16 protein-coding genes are annotated in these 16,430 nt (G+C 56.9%); 12 read left to right on the forward strand and 4 right to left on the reverse strand.

The window, feature by feature from the left end; translation table 11 throughout:
• The first annotated feature begins 200 nt into the window (after nt 1-200).
• Genes R1T45_RS00795 through virB11 form a run of 6 tightly spaced genes read left to right on the forward strand, consistent with a single transcriptional unit; the run spans nt 201 to nt 5,255 of the window.
• Nucleotides 201-401 (forward strand): hypothetical protein, encoded by a 201-nt coding sequence (locus tag R1T45_RS00795; protein ID WP_289091424.1) that lies wholly within the window; start codon nt 201-203, stop codon nt 399-401.
• Complete coding sequence (locus R1T45_RS00800) at nt 402-1,415, forward strand: type IV secretion system protein (RefSeq protein WP_007121044.1); 1,014 nt, start codon at nt 402-404, stop codon at nt 1,413-1,415.
• A gap of 19 nt (nt 1,416-1,434) precedes the next feature.
• On the forward strand, nt 1,435-2,106 hold the full coding sequence (locus tag R1T45_RS00805; RefSeq protein WP_007121045.1) for a virB8 family protein: 672 nt from the start codon (nt 1,435-1,437) through the stop codon (nt 2,104-2,106).
• 4 nt (nt 2,107-2,110) lie between these two features.
• A complete protein-coding gene (locus R1T45_RS00810; protein ID WP_007121046.1) occupies nt 2,111-2,842 on the forward strand; it encodes a TrbG/VirB9 family P-type conjugative transfer protein in 732 nt (243 codons plus the stop codon).
• A gap of 2 nt (nt 2,843-2,844) precedes the next feature.
• Entirely contained in the window at nt 2,845-4,278 is a 1,434-nt protein-coding gene (locus R1T45_RS00815; protein ID WP_007121047.1) for a TrbI/VirB10 family protein, read from the forward strand.
• A complete protein-coding gene (virB11, locus tag R1T45_RS00820; RefSeq protein WP_007121048.1) occupies nt 4,275-5,255 on the forward strand; it encodes a P-type DNA transfer ATPase VirB11 in 981 nt (326 codons plus the stop codon). Before R1T45_RS00815 ends, virB11 begins: the two co-directional genes overlap by 4 nt.
• A gap of 139 nt (nt 5,256-5,394) precedes the next feature.
• On the opposite strand, the gene R1T45_RS00825 is transcribed toward virB11, so the two are convergent.
• Nucleotides 5,395-6,213 (reverse strand): hypothetical protein, encoded by an 819-nt coding sequence (locus R1T45_RS00825; protein WP_007121049.1) that lies wholly within the window; start codon nt 6,211-6,213, stop codon nt 5,395-5,397.
• A gap of 315 nt (nt 6,214-6,528) precedes the next feature.
• Complete coding sequence (locus R1T45_RS00830) at nt 6,529-7,161, reverse strand: tyrosine-type recombinase/integrase (protein ID WP_317388822.1); 633 nt, start codon at nt 7,159-7,161, stop codon at nt 6,529-6,531.
• Between the two features lie 384 nt (nt 7,162-7,545).
• Between R1T45_RS00830 and R1T45_RS00835 the strand changes: the two genes are divergently transcribed.
• The 6 genes from R1T45_RS00835 to R1T45_RS00860 all read left to right on the forward strand — a co-directional run bounded on the left by R1T45_RS00835 (nt 7,546) and on the right by R1T45_RS00860 (nt 13,119).
• Nucleotides 7,546-8,397: a transketolase gene (locus R1T45_RS00835; protein WP_152467648.1), complete on the forward strand. Its 852-nt coding sequence runs from the start codon at nt 7,546-7,548 to the stop codon at nt 8,395-8,397.
• Nucleotides 8,394-9,437 (forward strand): transketolase family protein, encoded by a 1,044-nt coding sequence (locus tag R1T45_RS00840; RefSeq protein ID WP_007120917.1) that lies wholly within the window; start codon nt 8,394-8,396, stop codon nt 9,435-9,437. The genes R1T45_RS00835 and R1T45_RS00840 overlap by 4 nt, the downstream gene beginning before the upstream one ends.
• A 49-nt stretch (nt 9,438-9,486) precedes the next feature.
• Nucleotides 9,487-10,239, forward strand: a complete 753-nt coding sequence (locus R1T45_RS00845) for an SDR family NAD(P)-dependent oxidoreductase (protein WP_007120918.1) — start codon at nt 9,487-9,489, stop codon at nt 10,237-10,239.
• Nucleotides 10,240-10,312: 73 nt separating this feature from the next.
• Entirely contained in the window at nt 10,313-11,278 is a 966-nt protein-coding gene (locus R1T45_RS00850) for a TRAP transporter substrate-binding protein (RefSeq protein ID WP_040701884.1), read from the forward strand.
• A complete protein-coding gene (locus R1T45_RS00855; RefSeq protein ID WP_007120920.1) occupies nt 11,278-11,850 on the forward strand; it encodes a TRAP transporter small permease in 573 nt (190 codons plus the stop codon). The genes R1T45_RS00850 and R1T45_RS00855 overlap by 1 nt, the downstream gene beginning before the upstream one ends.
• A 12-nt stretch (nt 11,851-11,862) precedes the next feature.
• Entirely contained in the window at nt 11,863-13,119 is a 1,257-nt protein-coding gene (locus R1T45_RS00860; RefSeq protein ID WP_007120921.1) for a TRAP transporter large permease, read from the forward strand.
• On the opposite strand, the gene R1T45_RS00865 is transcribed toward R1T45_RS00860, so the two are convergent.
• Both R1T45_RS00865 and R1T45_RS00870 read right to left on the reverse strand, forming a co-directional pair.
• Nucleotides 13,116-14,102, reverse strand: coding sequence for a LysR family transcriptional regulator (locus R1T45_RS00865; RefSeq protein WP_007120922.1), 987 nt, complete (start codon nt 14,100-14,102; stop codon nt 13,116-13,118). The genes R1T45_RS00860 and R1T45_RS00865 overlap by 4 nt on opposite strands.
• A gap of 404 nt (nt 14,103-14,506) precedes the next feature.
• Entirely contained in the window at nt 14,507-16,420 is a 1,914-nt protein-coding gene (locus R1T45_RS00870) for a type IV secretory system conjugative DNA transfer family protein (RefSeq protein WP_007120923.1), read from the reverse strand.
• Nucleotides 16,421-16,430: the final 10 nt, after the last annotated feature.

Here is a 16,430-nt window from a genome sequence, read left to right on the forward strand (position 1 = left end):
CAATTCGGTCTACAGTTGCAGCGCTGCTTATCGCGCTGCCTGTCTCCGCTTTTGCTGAAACACCTGATTCAACATCCGGTGGGCCAAAGCCATTCAGTTCGATGGCTATTACCCCTGATGCTGGGGAGGCCTGCCGCATTCCGCGTCCTCCGGTAGATCTTGCGGAGACGGCTTATCTACGCAACGGATACCGCGCAATATTGCGTATTCTCGTTGCCGAACGGCAGTTGGAAACCGAAACCTGTGATTGCCTCTTGGGAGAATTCACATGGGACATTGCTCTCGCAGAGCTGCCGCGCTTTCGAACGTCCGACAATCCGCGCCTGCCGTTCAAAGTCCTCGACCTCTATGCCATGGCCGATGCGCTCGAGGCTGAGCACGCCGAGGGTTGTGCCGAATAGATGGGGATTATCAGCGATATCCTCGACCAGGTCGATGCAGCTGTAGACAGCGTCGCACAAGATGGCTTCATCTCGTCGGCTGCAGCAGTGGGCAATGTCATCACAGCAGGTGCTGTCCTGTTGTTGATACTGCTGGGCATCAATGTTGTGATGCAACTCAAGCCCATGACCTTTGGCAGCGCATTTGCATTTGGGATCAAAATCTCGCTGGTCGCCATTTTCGCCCAGAGTTGGGATAATTTTAGCGTTATCTACGGCATTGTAACGCAAGTACCGGACTCAGTCGGCGCATCCATTCTCGCTCTCACGGGATCTGGCGATGAGGCCGGCGTATACGAAAGTCTCGACAACATGGTGGCCCGGATCACGGCCTACGGCGACACGATCGGCGATCAAGCCGGCTGGGTCTTTGGGGCTGTGCTTGGCGCAATTTTCTTCGTTCTTTCCGCACTCTTCGCAGCCGTTACTGCTGGGATCATTGCATTCGCCAAAATCGTCTTTGCGCTGATGATCGTGATTGCCCCATTCATGATCATCACATCGCTGTTCAAGCCAACCCAGTCTCTCTTTGAGGCCTGGAGCCGTGCAACTATCGGCTACGCCTTGATGCCCGTCGCCGCTGCAGGTGCTGCTGGCATTATCGTTGCGATCGCAGAAGCCATTGGCGATGCGTCCGCCGATCCCGTCGATGTCGAAACCGTCAGTCTCATCTTGCCATTCTTGGTCATTCTGCTCCTCAGCGCCGGGATTATGGCATCCGTCCCTTACATCGCCTCCAACCTAACCGGCGTGATGGGCATCGCCTCCAACGCTGTCGGCCTGACGGGGCTGGCACGTCGCGGCATCGTCAACACGAGCGATTATGGCACGGGCAGTGCCACGCGCCTCGCAACAGGCAAATCACCGCAAGAGCTCCAGCAAGCGGTGAACAGCGGCGTTGTCAAAACCGGCGAAGCGATCCGCAGAACACCAGCCTCAGCCCTGAACACCGTCAAATCCTTCCGCGCCTCATGATGAAAGACCAACACCAAAAATGAAAAGCCAAACAAGCCAAGATCAAAGTGACGCTTTTGCAGTGGATTTTATTTACGGCCCGCGAAGACGCGAACGCTTTGCCTATTTTGTGGCCGCCGCTGGCGTTCTGGTCGGGCTGGCAGGAATTGTCGCTGGAGCGAGTGTGTTTCCACTCAAGTCGATCGAGACATTCGTTGTCGTCGTGGACAAGGAAACCGGCCAAATGGACCGAGTGGCTGCAGTCCAAGCACTGTCCCTGTCCGAGAGCGATGCCATTATTCAGGCCAACCTTGTGGCTTATGTGGATGACCGAGAAACCTATGACCTGACCGACGGCGAACAACGGATCAATTCCGTTCTTGAACGATCCGACGGAGATGCCGCACGCACCCTGCGCGACCTTTGGACCTCGTCCAACGAAGATTACCCAATCGCTGTTTATGGCCGCGATGCCGTCATCGAAGTTGTGATCAAGTCCGTGAACCAGATCGAACCTGGCGTCGCACAGATCCGCTTTACCCGCACCCTGCGCCGCACGCGCGATACCCGCACCGTGACGCGCAGCTATGTGGCCACTGCTGGCTACGCCTTTGAACCAGAAACTCGCCAGCGCCTTCAGGATGTCTGGGCCAACCCCTTGGGCTTCGTGGTCACCTCATACCGCGTCGACGCCGAGACTTTGGAGAACTGATCCCTTGAATATCGCTGCCCGTTTGATCTGCGCTGCCGCATTGCTTTCGGCGTCCCCTGCCCTGTCAGAGTCCGTGCCGCGCAGCGGCGCGCTCGACGATCGTGTGCGCATCGCCACTTACTTCGAAAACCAAGTCTTCGTCATCGAGACTGATCTGCGCCACTCAACAACTATCCACTTCGGGCCAGGCGAACGGTTTGATGCGGTCATTGTTGGCGACACCGAGAGTTTCCAAGTCGATCCGATCCCCGAGCTCGGAAACGTGCTGACCATCAAGCCGCATGTGCAAGGTGCCTCGACCAACATGACAGTGATCACCAACCGCAGGACCTATTCCTTCCATCTGCGCGAAGGGGCCATTCCGGGTCGCTCGGGCATGTTTTTTGAGGTGCGGTTTCTCTATCCAGAGGATGAGCGTCGCGCGGCAGCTGCTAGTACCCAACCCAAAGGCTTTGAGGCCCCGCGCAACTACAGCTACCGCGTCGCGGGCGAAGGGGATTTCCGTCCAACCCATATCTACGATGACGGGCGGTACACATACTTCACCTTCCCCGAAAACGGACGCCAACCCGCAGTCTTTAAGGCCGACGATCAAGGCCGGGAGCGCACCGTGAACTGGACTCAACAAGGCAACATCGTGCGCGTGCTTGGCGTGAACCAATTCTGGACCTTGCGGATTGGCGACGAGGCCATCTGCGCCTTGCGCGATGACAGCGCAATTTATGTGAGCAACTGATCATGGCTGATGAGAACACACCCGACCTTCAGGACCGCCTGAGCACGTTCAGCCAGAAGAACAAGACCAAACGCCGTGGCGGTAATATAGGTGTCGGGGCATTGGCGATCGCGCTTGCGCTTGGCGGCGGTGGTGCTGCCTACTTTCTGGCAACAAATCTGCAAGAAAGAGCCAAAGGCTTAGAAACGTCTGACGTTGAGACCTTTCAGGATCAACGCACCGGAAATGGTGGGCGGTTGGAATTTCCGCCGGATGAAGCGGAACAACGGGTCAACGATGCACTTATAGCAGTTGAAGAGGCGCTCGATGTGCCGGCCCCTGCGCCGGCACCCGCAGAACCCAGTGCAGCGGTGCTGGAGGAAATCGCGAAACTGAGGGAAGCGCTTGCTGCGAGCCAATCTGCCCGCAACGCCGAAATTCAGGAAGCCGTCTCTGATCTGCGAGAGGCGTTCCAAGTCCAAACCGATGCGCTTGAAGCCTCCATTGCCGCCAAAGACACCGAAATAGAAAACGCGCAGCGGCAGAACGAAGCACGTTTGGCCGGCCTGCAGGCCATGCTGGACGCTGAACGTGCGCAGCGCGAAGGTCTTGAGGCAGAAATGGCGCGCGATGGTCTGATTGCAGATCAACGGTTGCTTGAAGAACGCCAGCGGCAGGAGGAAGAGCAGCGTCAGCGTGAAGCCGAACGTGTTGCGCAAGAATTGCTGACCGCCCAGATCGTTTCTCCTTCGGTCGTTTATGCAGATGGCCCACGGACCGCATCCGCTGACGGAACAAGTCCAAATGCTGCTGTGGCAGGAACAGATGGACCCACCCTGACCGAAAACGAACAGTATCTCCGGCAAGGCGCAAGGCCACTGGAAATTCAAGAAGCGTCCCAGATGGCCTTTCCAGAGAGAACGCTCTCCCAAGGCTCTGTCATTCAAGCTGCCTTGCAAACAGCTATCAACAGCGACTTGCCGGGCTCTGTTGTGGCGGTTGTGTCTGAACCGGTGCCTGCCTTTTCTGGCGATCAAATCCTAATCCCGCGCGGCTCGCGTCTTTTTGGCCAATATCGGTCTGGAATTGAGTTGAACCAGAAACGTATCCTGATCCTATGGACCCGCGTTCTAACCCCAGATGGGACGTCGATTGAAATTGCCTCTGTTGGCGGCGACCAGCTTGGGCGCTCTGGGTTAACTGGGATCGTCGACACAAAGTTTGCTGAACGTTTTGGTGGGGCCGCGCTGATCTCCCTCATTGGCGCAGCACCAGCAGTTGCCGCAAACAGTACTGACAATGAAACAGCCAGCGAAGTGCTTGAGGGGGTTTCCGGAGATCTGGAAGACGCTGTGGGGTCTGTGATCGCCGAGCAGGTTTCGATCTCACCCACTATTTATATTGATCAAGGTGCATCCGTGACAGTTCTCGTCGACCGCGATGTGGTGATCTATTGAGCCAACCCCCGCTGCCTGCGTCCTACTTAGAGCGATATCTTGAGCCGTTTCGCGATTTGCTGCTGCGCGACGATGTCGTCGAAATCGCAATCAACCCTGATGGAAAAGTCTGGGTCGAAGCCGCAGGTGACGCGGCAATGCGTCATGAAGGTCAGACAGTTGACCGTAGCACGGCATTCAATATGGCGCAGACAATCGTCGGTGATGCCAATGCCCGCGTATCAGAGAAAAACCCGCTGGTGTCTGGCAAAGTTGAATATGCAGGCCGACCTCTGAGAGTTCAGGTCGCGGTTCCACCTGCCATTGAACAGGGTGCCTCGATCACTATCCGTCTGTTCGCTACAGCGGGCGTGCAGGGGTACAAACCATCCTATCTTTTTGGCAAAGCTGTCTCGCTCGACCAACTGAGAGCTGAAAAGATGAAAGACATTGCCAGCCAAGCTGAAGAAAACCTCGAAGCCGCGTTAGAGGCCTTGGTACATCAAAGGCTCAATATATTGATCAGTGGTGGCACATCGACTGGCAAGACCACCTTTGCCCGACATCTTCTTACTCATGTCGATGATGGCGAACGGCTGATCACGATTGAAGATGCGTTTGAACTGTTCCCTAGCCAACCCAACACCGTAGCCCTGCTGGCAAGTCGCAGCACTGGATCACAGAGAAGCGCTCACGCGCTTCTGCAGGCGTCTTTGCGGATGCGCCCGGACCGTATCATCGTTGGGGAACTGCGCGGGGACGAAGCCTTAACTTACCTCGAAGCGATCAACACCGGACATGGTGGGTCAGTCTCAACCATCCATGCGGAAACAGCTGAGCTGGCAATCGATCGGTTAGCCATAATGGTCTTACAAGCGGGCACGCCGCTCACCTTCGCTGAGGTGCGGAAGTACATTCAGAAGTCGATCGATGTTATCGTCCAATTGGGTCGAATGGACGGGAAACGTGGAATCGCTGAGTTCTATTTGCCCAACTAGGCTCAATAAAGCGCGACGATTGCGGCCATTCGCTGCGCACCGTATCAACTTACACTACGCGGGACATTTCAGACCTTCGCTGCACGTGCGCGAATGTCCTGTCCAGCGAACCGTTCAACAAACGGTCCTTTTTGGAAGGCTATGTTCGTCTAGCTAAAAACCAAAGAACCAAACAACAGAGTGCCGGCGCTATGTACCATATTTCTGGGCCGTCCAAAAGTTCTAAAAAACGTGTCGGAAAGTCTTTGTCCGGCTGCAAGGCGGGGTCAAAAAATACGGTCCCAAAATTCCGATCCATACTTATGAATCCCAGAAAATAGCTTAGCCGTGAGATGAGCATCCAGGTCATCCAGATCATCAAAGTGGCGAAACCTATTCGCACGACCTTTGAAAAGGTGGAGCGCAGTCGATTAAATCCGGCAATTGTAAAACCGAACAGGCTTAGGGCTAAGAGTATCGCAACTACCACCTTGTTCATTTGTAGCGAATTAAGGATCGCATCAATTTGATAAGACGAGGAGGATGACGACAAAGGTGGATAAAGCGTCCAGCCATCTGGCGCGACAGGACCCGATAACGATGAGGGGAAATTTATACTGGTGATTGGAACGGCGAGGTAACATGCAAGAGCTAGCCACATCGCCGCAACGACCCATGCCTTGAAATGAAGTGGCATGGTTTTTTGTAGGCGCATCACAAGCACTGCGAGGAATGCGGGAATCAGAGCCAAGTAAACTAGGAATGCCAAAGGGGCGCGCGAAATCGCGCTGGCTTGATCAACATTTGCAAAGCAAAATGTTAACTGGCCCTCAGCGCAAATATACTGAAGCCCAGGGGCCATCAACTCCATCCGTAGGATCATCTGCAACGCTAAAAGTGCAAGCCCGACAAAAAGGGCAACTACCGTAAATATTGCTGCAGGGATCTTCGCATTCCTGCGGACATCGGCGCTCATCATTCCTTAAACTTCCATGTCGTTGACGTGCTCTGATCACTGATGGTCGATGCACTGTTTCTCTTCAAGTAGATTTAAATTCTGCCTTGTTCCAAAAACCCTCCTTTTTGGCACAACCACGAAACTCCTCGTTCGATGCTGCCTTAAACCCCGTTCAAAACCCAAGTGGTTGTTGAACGTTTTTGCCTCCACCGGGATAGCAGACTTTAGCTGCATCGCAGAAATTCGGCAAAGAGGGCTCAATCAGAACCACCGCTGCGCCGCGTACGCAAGTCCGGTCTGGATTGGCGAACGGCACATGCCGTCCGCCAACGTGGCTCAAATGTCGATCTGCTCGGCGATGCTCAGAGCGTCTTCCAGCTCAACGCCAAGGTAGCGCACAGTGCTGTCCACTTTGGTGTGACCAAGGAGCAGCTGAACTGCGCGAAGATTGCCAGTCTTTCGGTAAATTTCGGCCGCTTTCGTCCGACGAAGCGAATGGGTGCCATACCCGCTCGGTTCTAAACCAATCGCGGTCACCCAGTCGCGGACGAGCCGACCGTACTGGCGCGTCGAGATGTGTGGGCGGTCATGGAACCGACTCGGGAACATGTACCGGCACGCAAACATCTCGGGCGACTTGACCCAAGCCAGGACAGTTTGGCGCGTGTTTTCCGTCAGTTCGAATTGAACGGGCCGCTTGGTTTTGCTCTGGATCACAGAGACTTGCTCCCGCACGCGGTCATCTTTGACCAGATCAGCAACCGCCAGTTTCACCAGATCGCATCCTCGCAGTTTGCTGTCGATGGCCACGTTGAAAAGCGCAAGATCGCGCAGGTTGCCCGACAGTTCGAGCCGCGCGCGGATCGCCCAGACCTGTTTCGGCAACAGTGGTCGTTTCTGGCCGATGATCCGGCCCTTGTTCCAGGGTCTTCGTTTCGGGGTGACAGCGGGAAGTTGGACTCTTGGCATATTACGCCCTCCAATCCTCCCGCCAAACCCAGACATCAGCACCGCGCTGACACCTAAATTTTACAGGCAGTTTGAATGGCCGTTGTCAGGTCGCCTGTTTTTTGGGACACGCCGCAGACGCATTCGGCAGCAAAGAGCGCATTTTGACCAATGCTGCGTCGGGCGCGAACTGGTACAATCCGTGTCAGACAGACATTGCAGCGGCCAAACTTGGCCGATGCCAACGACCTGATTTGAGAGCGGCCGGTCTGGCTGTAGTCGTTCCGTAGATTATGAAAATCATTTAAGCTGAGCTAACAAAGTCTGTAAATTTAGATAAAAGACCGGTGAAGTGTGCTCTGCTATCAATTCCTCCGACGCCCAACTGGGCAAAGGGAGGAAATCATGGAAACAGTCCGTCGACATTCTGAATCCAACGTCTCGCTCGAGCGACGCGCGTGGAACATCCGGCGCAAAGCGCTCTTGATGGGCGAGGTTCAGGGACAAGGCTATATCGGCCAGGCTCTCGGCGTGGCGGACGTACTTGCCGCGTCGTATTTCCATGCACTCGAATACCGGCCAGAAGACCCTGAATGGGAAGGTCGGGATCGCTTTTACCTCTCTATCGGTCACTATGCCATCGCGCTTTATTCGGTGTTGATGGAGGCAGGAATCTTGCCGGAGGACGAGCTTGAAACCTATGGTATGGACGATAGCCGGATGCCCATGTCTGGCATGGCGTCCTACACGCCCGGTATGGAAATTACCGGTGGATCGTTGGGTCACGGTCTGGGCATCGCTGTCGGCGCGGCTCTTGGCCTAAAGCGCAAGGAAAGCCCCGCCTTCGTCTACAACCTCATGTCGGACGGCGAACTGGGTGAAGGATCGACCTGGGAAGCGGTCATGTCTGCCGTTCAGTGGAAGCTCGACAACCTGATTTGTCTGGTCGATTTCAACAATCAGCAGGCTGACGGGCCGACGCGCGCGGCGCTGGCGCAAGGGGATGAAGAGAAAAAATGGGCCGCCTTCGGCTGGCACGCGCAGCGGGTGGATGGAAACGATCTTGATGCCGTCGTGACCGCATTCGATGAGGCACGCAACACCGACCATGCCGGACCGCGTGTCATCATTTTCGACACACGCATGTGCAAGGGCGTAGATTTCCTGGAAAGCCGCGAAATCACCCACTTCGTGCGCGTGGAAGCCGACGAATGGTCCAAAGCCCTGGCCAAGCTGGAAGAAGGAAAGCCGCAATGACCCTCGCCTCGATGAAGCGCAAATACGAGCCGCGCACGGTCCGGCTGGGCCCGGACGGTCAGAAGGTTGCAACGACCGCGATGATCGCCTCCTTGGCGGCAGAGGGCTATGACACGGTGGCGGCGCCTTTCGGCCTTGCCCTGGTCGAGGCCGCCCGGAAAGACGACAAGATTGTCGGTCTGTCCGCCGATCTCGCCAAATACACAGATCTGCATATCTTCGCCAAAGCGATGCCGGACCGGTTCTACCAAATGGGTATGGCGGAACAGTTGTTGATGTCGGCCGCCGCCGGGCTGGCACGGGAAGGTTTTAATCCCTTTGCCACGACTTATGCTGTCTTCGCCTCGCGGCGCGCTTATGACTTCATTGCAATGGCGATTGCCGAAGAAAACCTGCCGGTCAAGATCATTTGCGCCCTTCCAGGACTCACCACTGGCTACGGTCCCAGCCACCAGGCGACAGAGGACCTGGCGATTTTTCGGGGCCTGCCGAACATGACGATCATTGACCCGTGTGATGCTGACGATATCGCAGGCATGGTGCCGCAGATTGCTGCGCATAACGGTCCAGTTTATTCGCGACTGCCACGGGGCAAGGTTCCGAGCGTTCTGACTCGCCACAAACCAGACTACAAGTTCGAGCTGGGCAAAGCGCAGATCATACGCGACGGGAAGGATGCCTTAATCATCTCGACAGGTTTCATGACCATGCGTGCGCTGGACGCCGCCGTCCAACTTGAGGCGGATGGGGTAGAGGCTGCCGTGCTGCATGTCCCGACGATTAAGCCGCTGGATACCCAGACAATCCTTGCGGAAGCGCAGAAGGGCGGTCGTCTGGTCGTTACGGCCGAAAACCACACCGTTGTTGGCGGGCTTGGTGAGGCGGTTGCGCGGACCCTGCTGACGAACGGAGTAACCCCGACGTTCCGAATGATTGGTCTTCCAGACGAGTTCCTTGAAGCGGGCGCTTTGCCGACTTTGCACGAGATGTACGGCATGACAGTCAGCCAGATCGCGGCGAAGATCAAAGATTGGCTATGACGAATTAGGGTTTAGTCAGTCCAACACAATTTAAGGGAGGAGAGAGGCTATGGGGCTTCTGAAGAACAAGTACGCCATTGTGACCGGCGCGGCCTCGGCCCGAGGTCTCGGCAAGGCGACAGCGCAAATGTTCGCCGAACACGGCGCAACAATTGCCATTCTTGATCTCGACGCTGACGCGGCAAAGGCCGCAGCGGCGGACCTCGGTAAGGGTCATGTCGGTCTCGCCTGTAACGTCACTGACAAAGATGCCTGCAATGCGGCAATCCAGACGCTGATGGACAGCTGGGGCCGGATTGACATTCTGGTCAACAACGCCGGGATCACCCAGCCACTCAAGATCATGGAGATCGAGCCGCAGAACTATGACGCGGTGACAGACGTGAACCTGCGCGGCACGCTTTATGTGAGCCAGGCCGTCATCCCCGGGATGATAGCGCAGAAATCCGGCTCCATCGTCAACCTGTCGTCCGTCTCTGCGCAGCGCGGCGGCGGTATTTTTGGCGGGCCGCATTATTCCGCAGCCAAAGCCGGTGTCCTTGGTCTGACCAAGGCAATGGCGCGTGAGCTGGCCCCCGACAACGTGCGCGTGAATGCCATCTGTCCCGGCTTCATCGCCACTGACATCACAGCAGGTAAGCTGACCGCTGATCAGCAACAGATGGTGCTGGACGGCATTCCCATGGGCCGAGCCGGAGCGGCGTCAGACGTCGCCGGCTGCGCCTTGTTTCTTGCGTCCGACCTTTCCGCCTACTGCACAGGCACTGAGGTCGACGTCAACGGAGGCTCTTTGATCCACTGATCCCCGAGCTAAAAGCCGGCGTCATGAGGAATGGCGCCAAAACCTGAAGTCTTCTCAAAGGGAGGAACCTACAATGAAGACAACACTAATGGCCGTTCTGGCCACCACGACCATAATCGCGGGCACCGCACAAGCGGACGAGATCATCTTCGCCCACGGCTCCAACCCAGGCAATCCGCGCTATGTCGCAGCAGAGAAGTTCGCCGAACTTTTCACCGCGTGCACGGGCGGCGAGCACACCGTGAACGTGGCAGCCTCTGCTACGATGGGTGACGACTCCGAGATGCTAACCTCTGCCACGGCAGGTGTCATCAACATCACTGCGAATAGCCAAGGCGCAATGAGCCAGATCGTACCTGAAGTGGGCCTCTTGGGGTTGCCCTTCCTGTTCAAGGATCTGCCGACCGCTTGGGCCGTGCTTGACGGGGAGGTCGGTGATATGATCGACGCACGCGCCAACAACGCAGGCCTCAAGGTTTTGGGTTTCTGGGACAACGGCATCCGGAACGTCACTCATACTGAGAAGGGCGTTCCAACCCCTGCTGATCTGTCGGGCATGCAGATCCGCACCCCCCCCGATCAGATGACGGTCGACATCTTCGAGGCTCTGGGTGCATCTCCAGCTCCTCTGGCATGGTCAGAACTGCCGACCGCGCTGCAATCCGGCGTCTTTGACGGGCAGGAAAACCCGCTTGTGAACATCTACTCGGCCAACCTGCACGAAATTACCCCCTACGTCACGCTGACCGGCCACAAGTACGAATCCACGCCGGTCGTCGCGGGTCTGGCTTGGTGGTCGGGCCTTGACGAGGCGACGCAAACCTGTGTCACCGACGCCGTGGCCGAAGCTGGCGAGCTTCAACGAAATCTGGTACTGGCCTCTGACGAGGAGCTTCGGCCGACGATGGAAGCCGAAGGCGCGATCTTCGCCGAAGCCGACAAGGCGGCATATCAAGAAGCAACGCAGTCCGTCTACGACCAGTACGCGGAGCAGTACCCTGAGCTCGTTGCGGCACTACGCGAAGCGGCGGGCCTGTGATGTCCGCCGGGGACCGCAAGTCCCCGGAGAATGGCGGGAAGGGGCAGAACAGCCCCTTCCTCAGCCTGGCTCGCGGGGCTACTAACGTACTGGACTGGAGCGGCCGGATCATCGTGGCAGCCTGTCTCGCGTCAATGTTCGTAGCACTTCTCGTCAATGTGATCCTACGCTACGCTCTTGGCTCCGGCATCCCATGGGCTTCTGAAATACATGCGATCCTGCTGCCTTGGTTGGTGGCTGGTGGGCTCGTGATTGCTTCAGCGCGCGGGCGCAATATTGCGATCACGCTGCTTTCTGATCTGCTGAAAGGCCGGGCGCTTCTCGGGCTCAATCTGATCATCCAAGCGATTATCCTGATCATTGCCATCAGTGTTCTCTGGAGTAGCCAGCCAATCCTGAAGGCCTCGCAGTTCCAGACCCTGTCGACCCTCGGCATAAAGCAGGTGTGGGGGTATTCGAGTCTTGTCTACGCTTTCGCGGCCATGGCGCTCATTGCCGCGCTTAACCTCTTTAGGGCGCTGTCCGGCGAAGATGTTGCCAATCACGATCCCCAACACGCAAGCCTGAGCTGAAAGGAGACCATCATGACCGCTCCCCTCGTCTGGATTTTCTTCATTCTGCTGGCAATTTCGGTCCCTGTCGCCCATGCCATGCTGGGCGGGGTCGCTGCTGCGCTCTGGCTCGACGGCAAGCCGATGGCGGTGATCGCACAGCGACTCTATACGCCGACACAAAGCTTCCCGATGCTGGCGATCCCGTTTTTTATCCTCGCTGGCAACCTGATGATGTCGGGCAAGTTCGGCGTCTATCTCGTCAATATCGCACGACTGATTGTCGGCAATTTCAAAGGGGGTCTGGGCCAGGTCTCGATCATCGGTTCGGTGATGTTCGGCGGCGTCTCTGGCTCGGCGGTGGCCGATGCCTCCGCGCTTGGTAATGCGCTGATCCCGGTGCAGAAGAAAGAAGGTTATCCGGCCGGGTTTTCGGCCGCGATCAACTCGGCCTCGTCAACCGTGTCGGTCCTGATCCCGCCGTCTATTCCGCTGATCCTGTTTGGCCTCGTGTCCAATGTCTCAATCGTTGACCTGTTCATCGCCGGTATCCTGCCGGGTGTCATGCTCGGCGTTGGTATGTTCGCGGCAGTCGCCGTGGTGTCGGGAATAAAGAACCTGCCGCGCTCGCCGCTCGAAGGCGGATTCCGGGCGTTTAAGTCGCAGATTTTCGCAGCGATCCCCGCGCTGCTTATGCCTATCTTCGTGATCGGCACCCTGCGCTTCGGCGTCGCCACGCCGACCGAGGTCAGCGTCATGGCGGTGGCCTACGCACTTCTGGTGTCCGGTCTTGTCTATCGCGACCTCACATGGCGCGGAATCTGGCAGGCTTCGGTCGACACCGGGCTGATGACCGGCGCAGTCATGATCATCATCATGGCATCCTCGACGATCCAGTGGGTTCTGACAGCCGAGCGAGTCCCACAGGAGCTTGCTGAATGGGTACAACTGACCTTCTCAGAACCCTGGATGGTTATCCTTGCCTTGAATGTGGTGATGCTGATCGTTGGCGCGTTTCTCGATCTGCCTGCCGCAGTTCTTCTTCTCGGCCCACTATTCGTCACGATCGGCAATGCGATCGGTCTGGACCTTGTGCAGCTTGGTCTGATGATGGTCGTCAACTTGGCGATCGGTCTTTACACCCCGCCTGTTGGCACGACTTTGTTCATATCCTCGGCGATCTCGGGTGCGAGTATTGGCCAGACCGTGAAGTGGTTGCTGCCGTTCTACGGTGTGGCAATCGTGGTCCTTTTGCTCATCTCTTACGTACCCGCCTTGACGATTTACTAAATACCCCAAGGTTTCACATCGATCAGTTCCGGCCCGGATTCGGGCCGAAAGCTGCACCCCAAGCCGGTCAGAAACTTGCGCGCGCCGGCTTCGTGCTCGTCTGCACTGGACTGAAGCCAGCTCGCAAATCGGCTCACGATACGGCGGTTGAAGTGGCGTGGCGGACAAACGAACCAATAGGCCGGGAAATCTATAACGTCGAAATTCGTCGAGAACGGTACAAGCTCACCGCGCTGTAATTCCGGCAGGCAGAGCGTCACGCTGTCAAGCGCAAGCCCGCCGCCCTGCTTTGCCAGTTCAATCGACATCGAGGATCGGTCGAAGCGAAAAGGATATGTCAGGCCCTCGATCTCGATCTTGTTCGAAGCAAGCCATAGATCCCAACGATACAGCATCTTCACGCTGTCGATCAGGCGCGCCGCCTTGATCTGTTCGCGCGGATCGTCGGAGTGTTCCTGCAACGAAGCAAGGTAATCCGGACTGCACAGCGGAAGCACAAGATCATGTATGACGTTGTTGACTGTCAGGCCCGTCCAACCGCCCAAACCGTAGCGCAGGTCAAAATCGACCGCCTCGGTATCGAATGCGGTGAAGTCGGGCGTTGCGTCAATGCGGATGTTCCAGTCGGGATTTTCTGTCGCAAAATTTGCGATTTTTGGACCAAGCCAACGAACGCCGAAGCTGGGGCTGACCCGAAGGGTCAGATTGCGTGTATCCCGCTGGCGCGAGATCGCGCCTCGGGCGTTTCGGATGGCACTGAAGGCCTGGGTCGTGGTTTGAAACAGACGATCTCCGTCCAGTGTCAGAATAAGCCGTCGCTTTTCGCGGCGAAAAAGTTTGACGCCAAATTGCTCTTCTAGGATTCGTAGTTGCTGGCTTACGGCCGATGGCGACACGCCGAGTTCCTGCGCGGCCTTCGTAACCGTCCCGAGCCGCGCCACGGATTCGAAGTATTCGGTTGCTCTGATGTTTATGTCACGCATTTGACGCCGGACCCTGAGGACTTAGAGAGTAGAGTCTATTAAGATGGGCTGAAATTGTCGAGTAGCACTCCTAACAAACGAAGGGGCGGCCAATACGTTGGGATCTCGTGGAGCGCTGCCCGACCTACATCTAATGCAGTCGCGATGCTCATCGACCGGCCGTTGTCGCGCATGCAGTGAATTCACCCTTTGTTCGCAACCTGTGAGTTGCCGCCTCAATCTTTGCTGCGCCTTGCACCAATGGCCGGTTTTCCCGCCGCCTTGCAGCGCCATGAGCAAAGCTGATGCAGCGATTTTCTTGCTGCGAGCGCGCGCAGCGAGAAATAGCAATGACCGCCTCGGGCTCGAATTGTGAATCCGCTACGGCTTGCTCCAACGTCCGCTGTTGTTCGCGACAACAGCCTCTAGTACCCTAACAATTCCTCGATAAGCTCTTCCCGCATATCCAGCGTCTGCTCCCAAGCCTTCGGCACATCCGCCTCTCGCTCGAGCGCCTCTGGCGCAGGCTGCTGTTCCATCTCAACCCCTTCACCCATCACCCGCATCCCCCGCGCCTCGCGCCGTTCCGCACGATCTCGCGCCGGCGGATGGCCCCCGGTTTCATTTGCCCCCTGCGCTCTGTTCTCGTCACTCCCAACACCCCATGGCCCAACACCTTCCACACTTGGCGGATAAGGAAACGGCTTGTCCTTCTGTTTGGCGTCCATCGCCTTAAAAAGCGGATCATCGTAGTACTTGATGCGCTGCGCTTTGATCGGATGCTGCGGCGACGCCAAGATTATTACCTCGTCGGGATCCATCAGCCGCGCCTCTGTCTCCGATAGCAGCGGCCGCTCCTCCAATCGGGCAGATGTCGACGTCGCACCAAGTATCCCTTTGTTCCGCCCGTACATCCGCGTCACCGCTTCCCGTGTCGTGCTGCCCACAGCCACCGAAACCTCCTTTACCGTGCGCTGATCCCGCGGCGTAATGTAAAGCTTCAGCCCTGCACCGTTCTCCAAACTTTCACGGCCCTCGGACCCATAGATGCGATCCAACGATGCCAGCGACTGCGCGATCATCGCTACCCTGCCCCCATAGCTCGCCAGCGAATGGATCGCGCGTTCCAAATACGGCATTGCGCCCATCTGCTGGAATTCATCAATCATCATCATGACTGGCCACGGCTCATCTTGTTCTGGCTCTTTGAGACGGATCGATGCAATCAAGTCCGCGAACATCAGCCGCAATAGTGGTGCCAGCGTCGCGATGTGGTCTTCTGAAACCGCGATGTAGAGTGACTGCGGTGTTTTGCGGAACGTCGCGAAATCGAAATCGCTGACTTGAGTGGCTGAGCGGACCGCCGGATTGTCCCACTGTTTCAAGCCCGCCGTCATCAGCGCCTGAATATTTGAGGTCAGCAACCGCGATGACGCGCTGGCCGCGTTGGTCCAAAGTTCGCGCAGAATAGCTTCCTCCGCCTCATCGGCATAAGTCTTGTATTGGGCGTTCTTGTACTCACCACCCGCAACGATCTTGTTCACCTCGCCAAGGTTTGCTGTGCCGCGCTGGATCGCCAGCAGACAGGCTGCCACAAAGATCGACTTGCCTGCCTCTGAAAACGTATCCAGCGTCTTGTTGTCCTTATCGAGGAACAGATCAGCCAAGATGCTGACTTCCGTAAACCGCTGCGCAAAGGTTGGCGCTTTGGCGATGCGCGACAGCGGGTTGTAACGGTGCGTGGCATTGGACCAATCAAACGGGCTGAAGCGATAAACCTCATCGCCATTGAGTGCACGCAAGCGGGATGTTTTCTCGAAGTTCTCGCCTTTGACATCGAGGACCACCACAGATCCTGCGAAGGCCATCAGGTTTGGGATCACGAAGCCCACACCTTTACCCGCCCGCGTTGGCGCCACCATCATCACATGCGGGATTGCCGCAGAAGAAATAAATCCGCCCTTTGACTTTGGCAGTCCGAGCTTGCCGCAAACAAACCCCTTCCCCGGCTTATGCAGCATGTCGTTTTTCATAAGCTCTGGTTTGGTCTGCCAATGGGCCGAACCGTAGTCATCCCGTTCTTTCTTCCAGGTCCAAGCAAGTGCAAGGCCACCGAGCCCGATGGATCCAAAGCCAACTGCACCGTAAGCCACCTTGAAGGCTTCAGGGTGTGCCGCGCGCAATCCAGGACTGGCGTTCCACACAGCCAGCATGTCGAAATTGCCAAACCCCGTTCGCAGCGCCAATGCCAAATAGAAGCTTGCGACAATGGTCCCGAGGATCGCACCGCAGATTGCGCCAAAGGGCAGTGCGGCCCAAAGAGGAAATGCTTTGTTCATGTGTTCATCC

The organism is Sulfitobacter sp. LC.270.F.C4 (assembly GCF_032922545.1).
Lineage (GTDB): Bacteria > Pseudomonadota > Alphaproteobacteria > Rhodobacterales > Rhodobacteraceae > Sulfitobacter > Sulfitobacter profundi.

Bases quoted from the DNA above. Each gene is read 5' to 3' on its own strand.
- R1T45_RS00800 (WP_007121044.1), top strand. From the start codon at position 402: ATGGGGATTATCAGCGATATCCTCGACCAGGTCGATGCAGCTGTAGAC.
- R1T45_RS00830 (WP_317388822.1), bottom strand. From the start codon at position 7,161: ATGCCAAGAGTCCAACTTCCCGCTGTCACCCCGAAACGAAGACCCTGG.
- R1T45_RS00860 (WP_007120921.1), top strand. From the start codon at position 11,863: ATGACCGCTCCCCTCGTCTGGATTTTCTTCATTCTGCTGGCAATTTCG.
- R1T45_RS00865 (WP_007120922.1), bottom strand. From the start codon at position 14,102: ATGCGTGACATAAACATCAGAGCAACCGAATACTTCGAATCCGTGGCG.
- R1T45_RS00825 (WP_007121049.1), bottom strand. From the start codon at position 6,213: ATGATGAGCGCCGATGTCCGCAGGAATGCGAAGATCCCTGCAGCAATA.
- R1T45_RS00850 (WP_040701884.1), top strand. From the start codon at position 10,313: ATGAAGACAACACTAATGGCCGTTCTGGCCACCACGACCATAATCGCG.
- R1T45_RS00815 (WP_007121047.1), top strand. From the start codon at position 2,845: ATGGCTGATGAGAACACACCCGACCTTCAGGACCGCCTGAGCACGTTC.
- R1T45_RS00835 (WP_152467648.1), top strand. From the start codon at position 7,546: ATGGAAACAGTCCGTCGACATTCTGAATCCAACGTCTCGCTCGAGCGA.
- R1T45_RS00845 (WP_007120918.1), top strand. From the start codon at position 9,487: ATGGGGCTTCTGAAGAACAAGTACGCCATTGTGACCGGCGCGGCCTCG.
- R1T45_RS00855 (WP_007120920.1), top strand. From the start codon at position 11,278: ATGTCCGCCGGGGACCGCAAGTCCCCGGAGAATGGCGGGAAGGGGCAG.
- R1T45_RS00840 (WP_007120917.1), top strand. From the start codon at position 8,394: ATGACCCTCGCCTCGATGAAGCGCAAATACGAGCCGCGCACGGTCCGG.
- R1T45_RS00805 (WP_007121045.1), top strand. From the start codon at position 1,435: ATGAAAAGCCAAACAAGCCAAGATCAAAGTGACGCTTTTGCAGTGGAT.
- R1T45_RS00870 (WP_007120923.1), bottom strand. From the start codon at position 16,420: ATGAACAAAGCATTTCCTCTTTGGGCCGCACTGCCCTTTGGCGCAATC.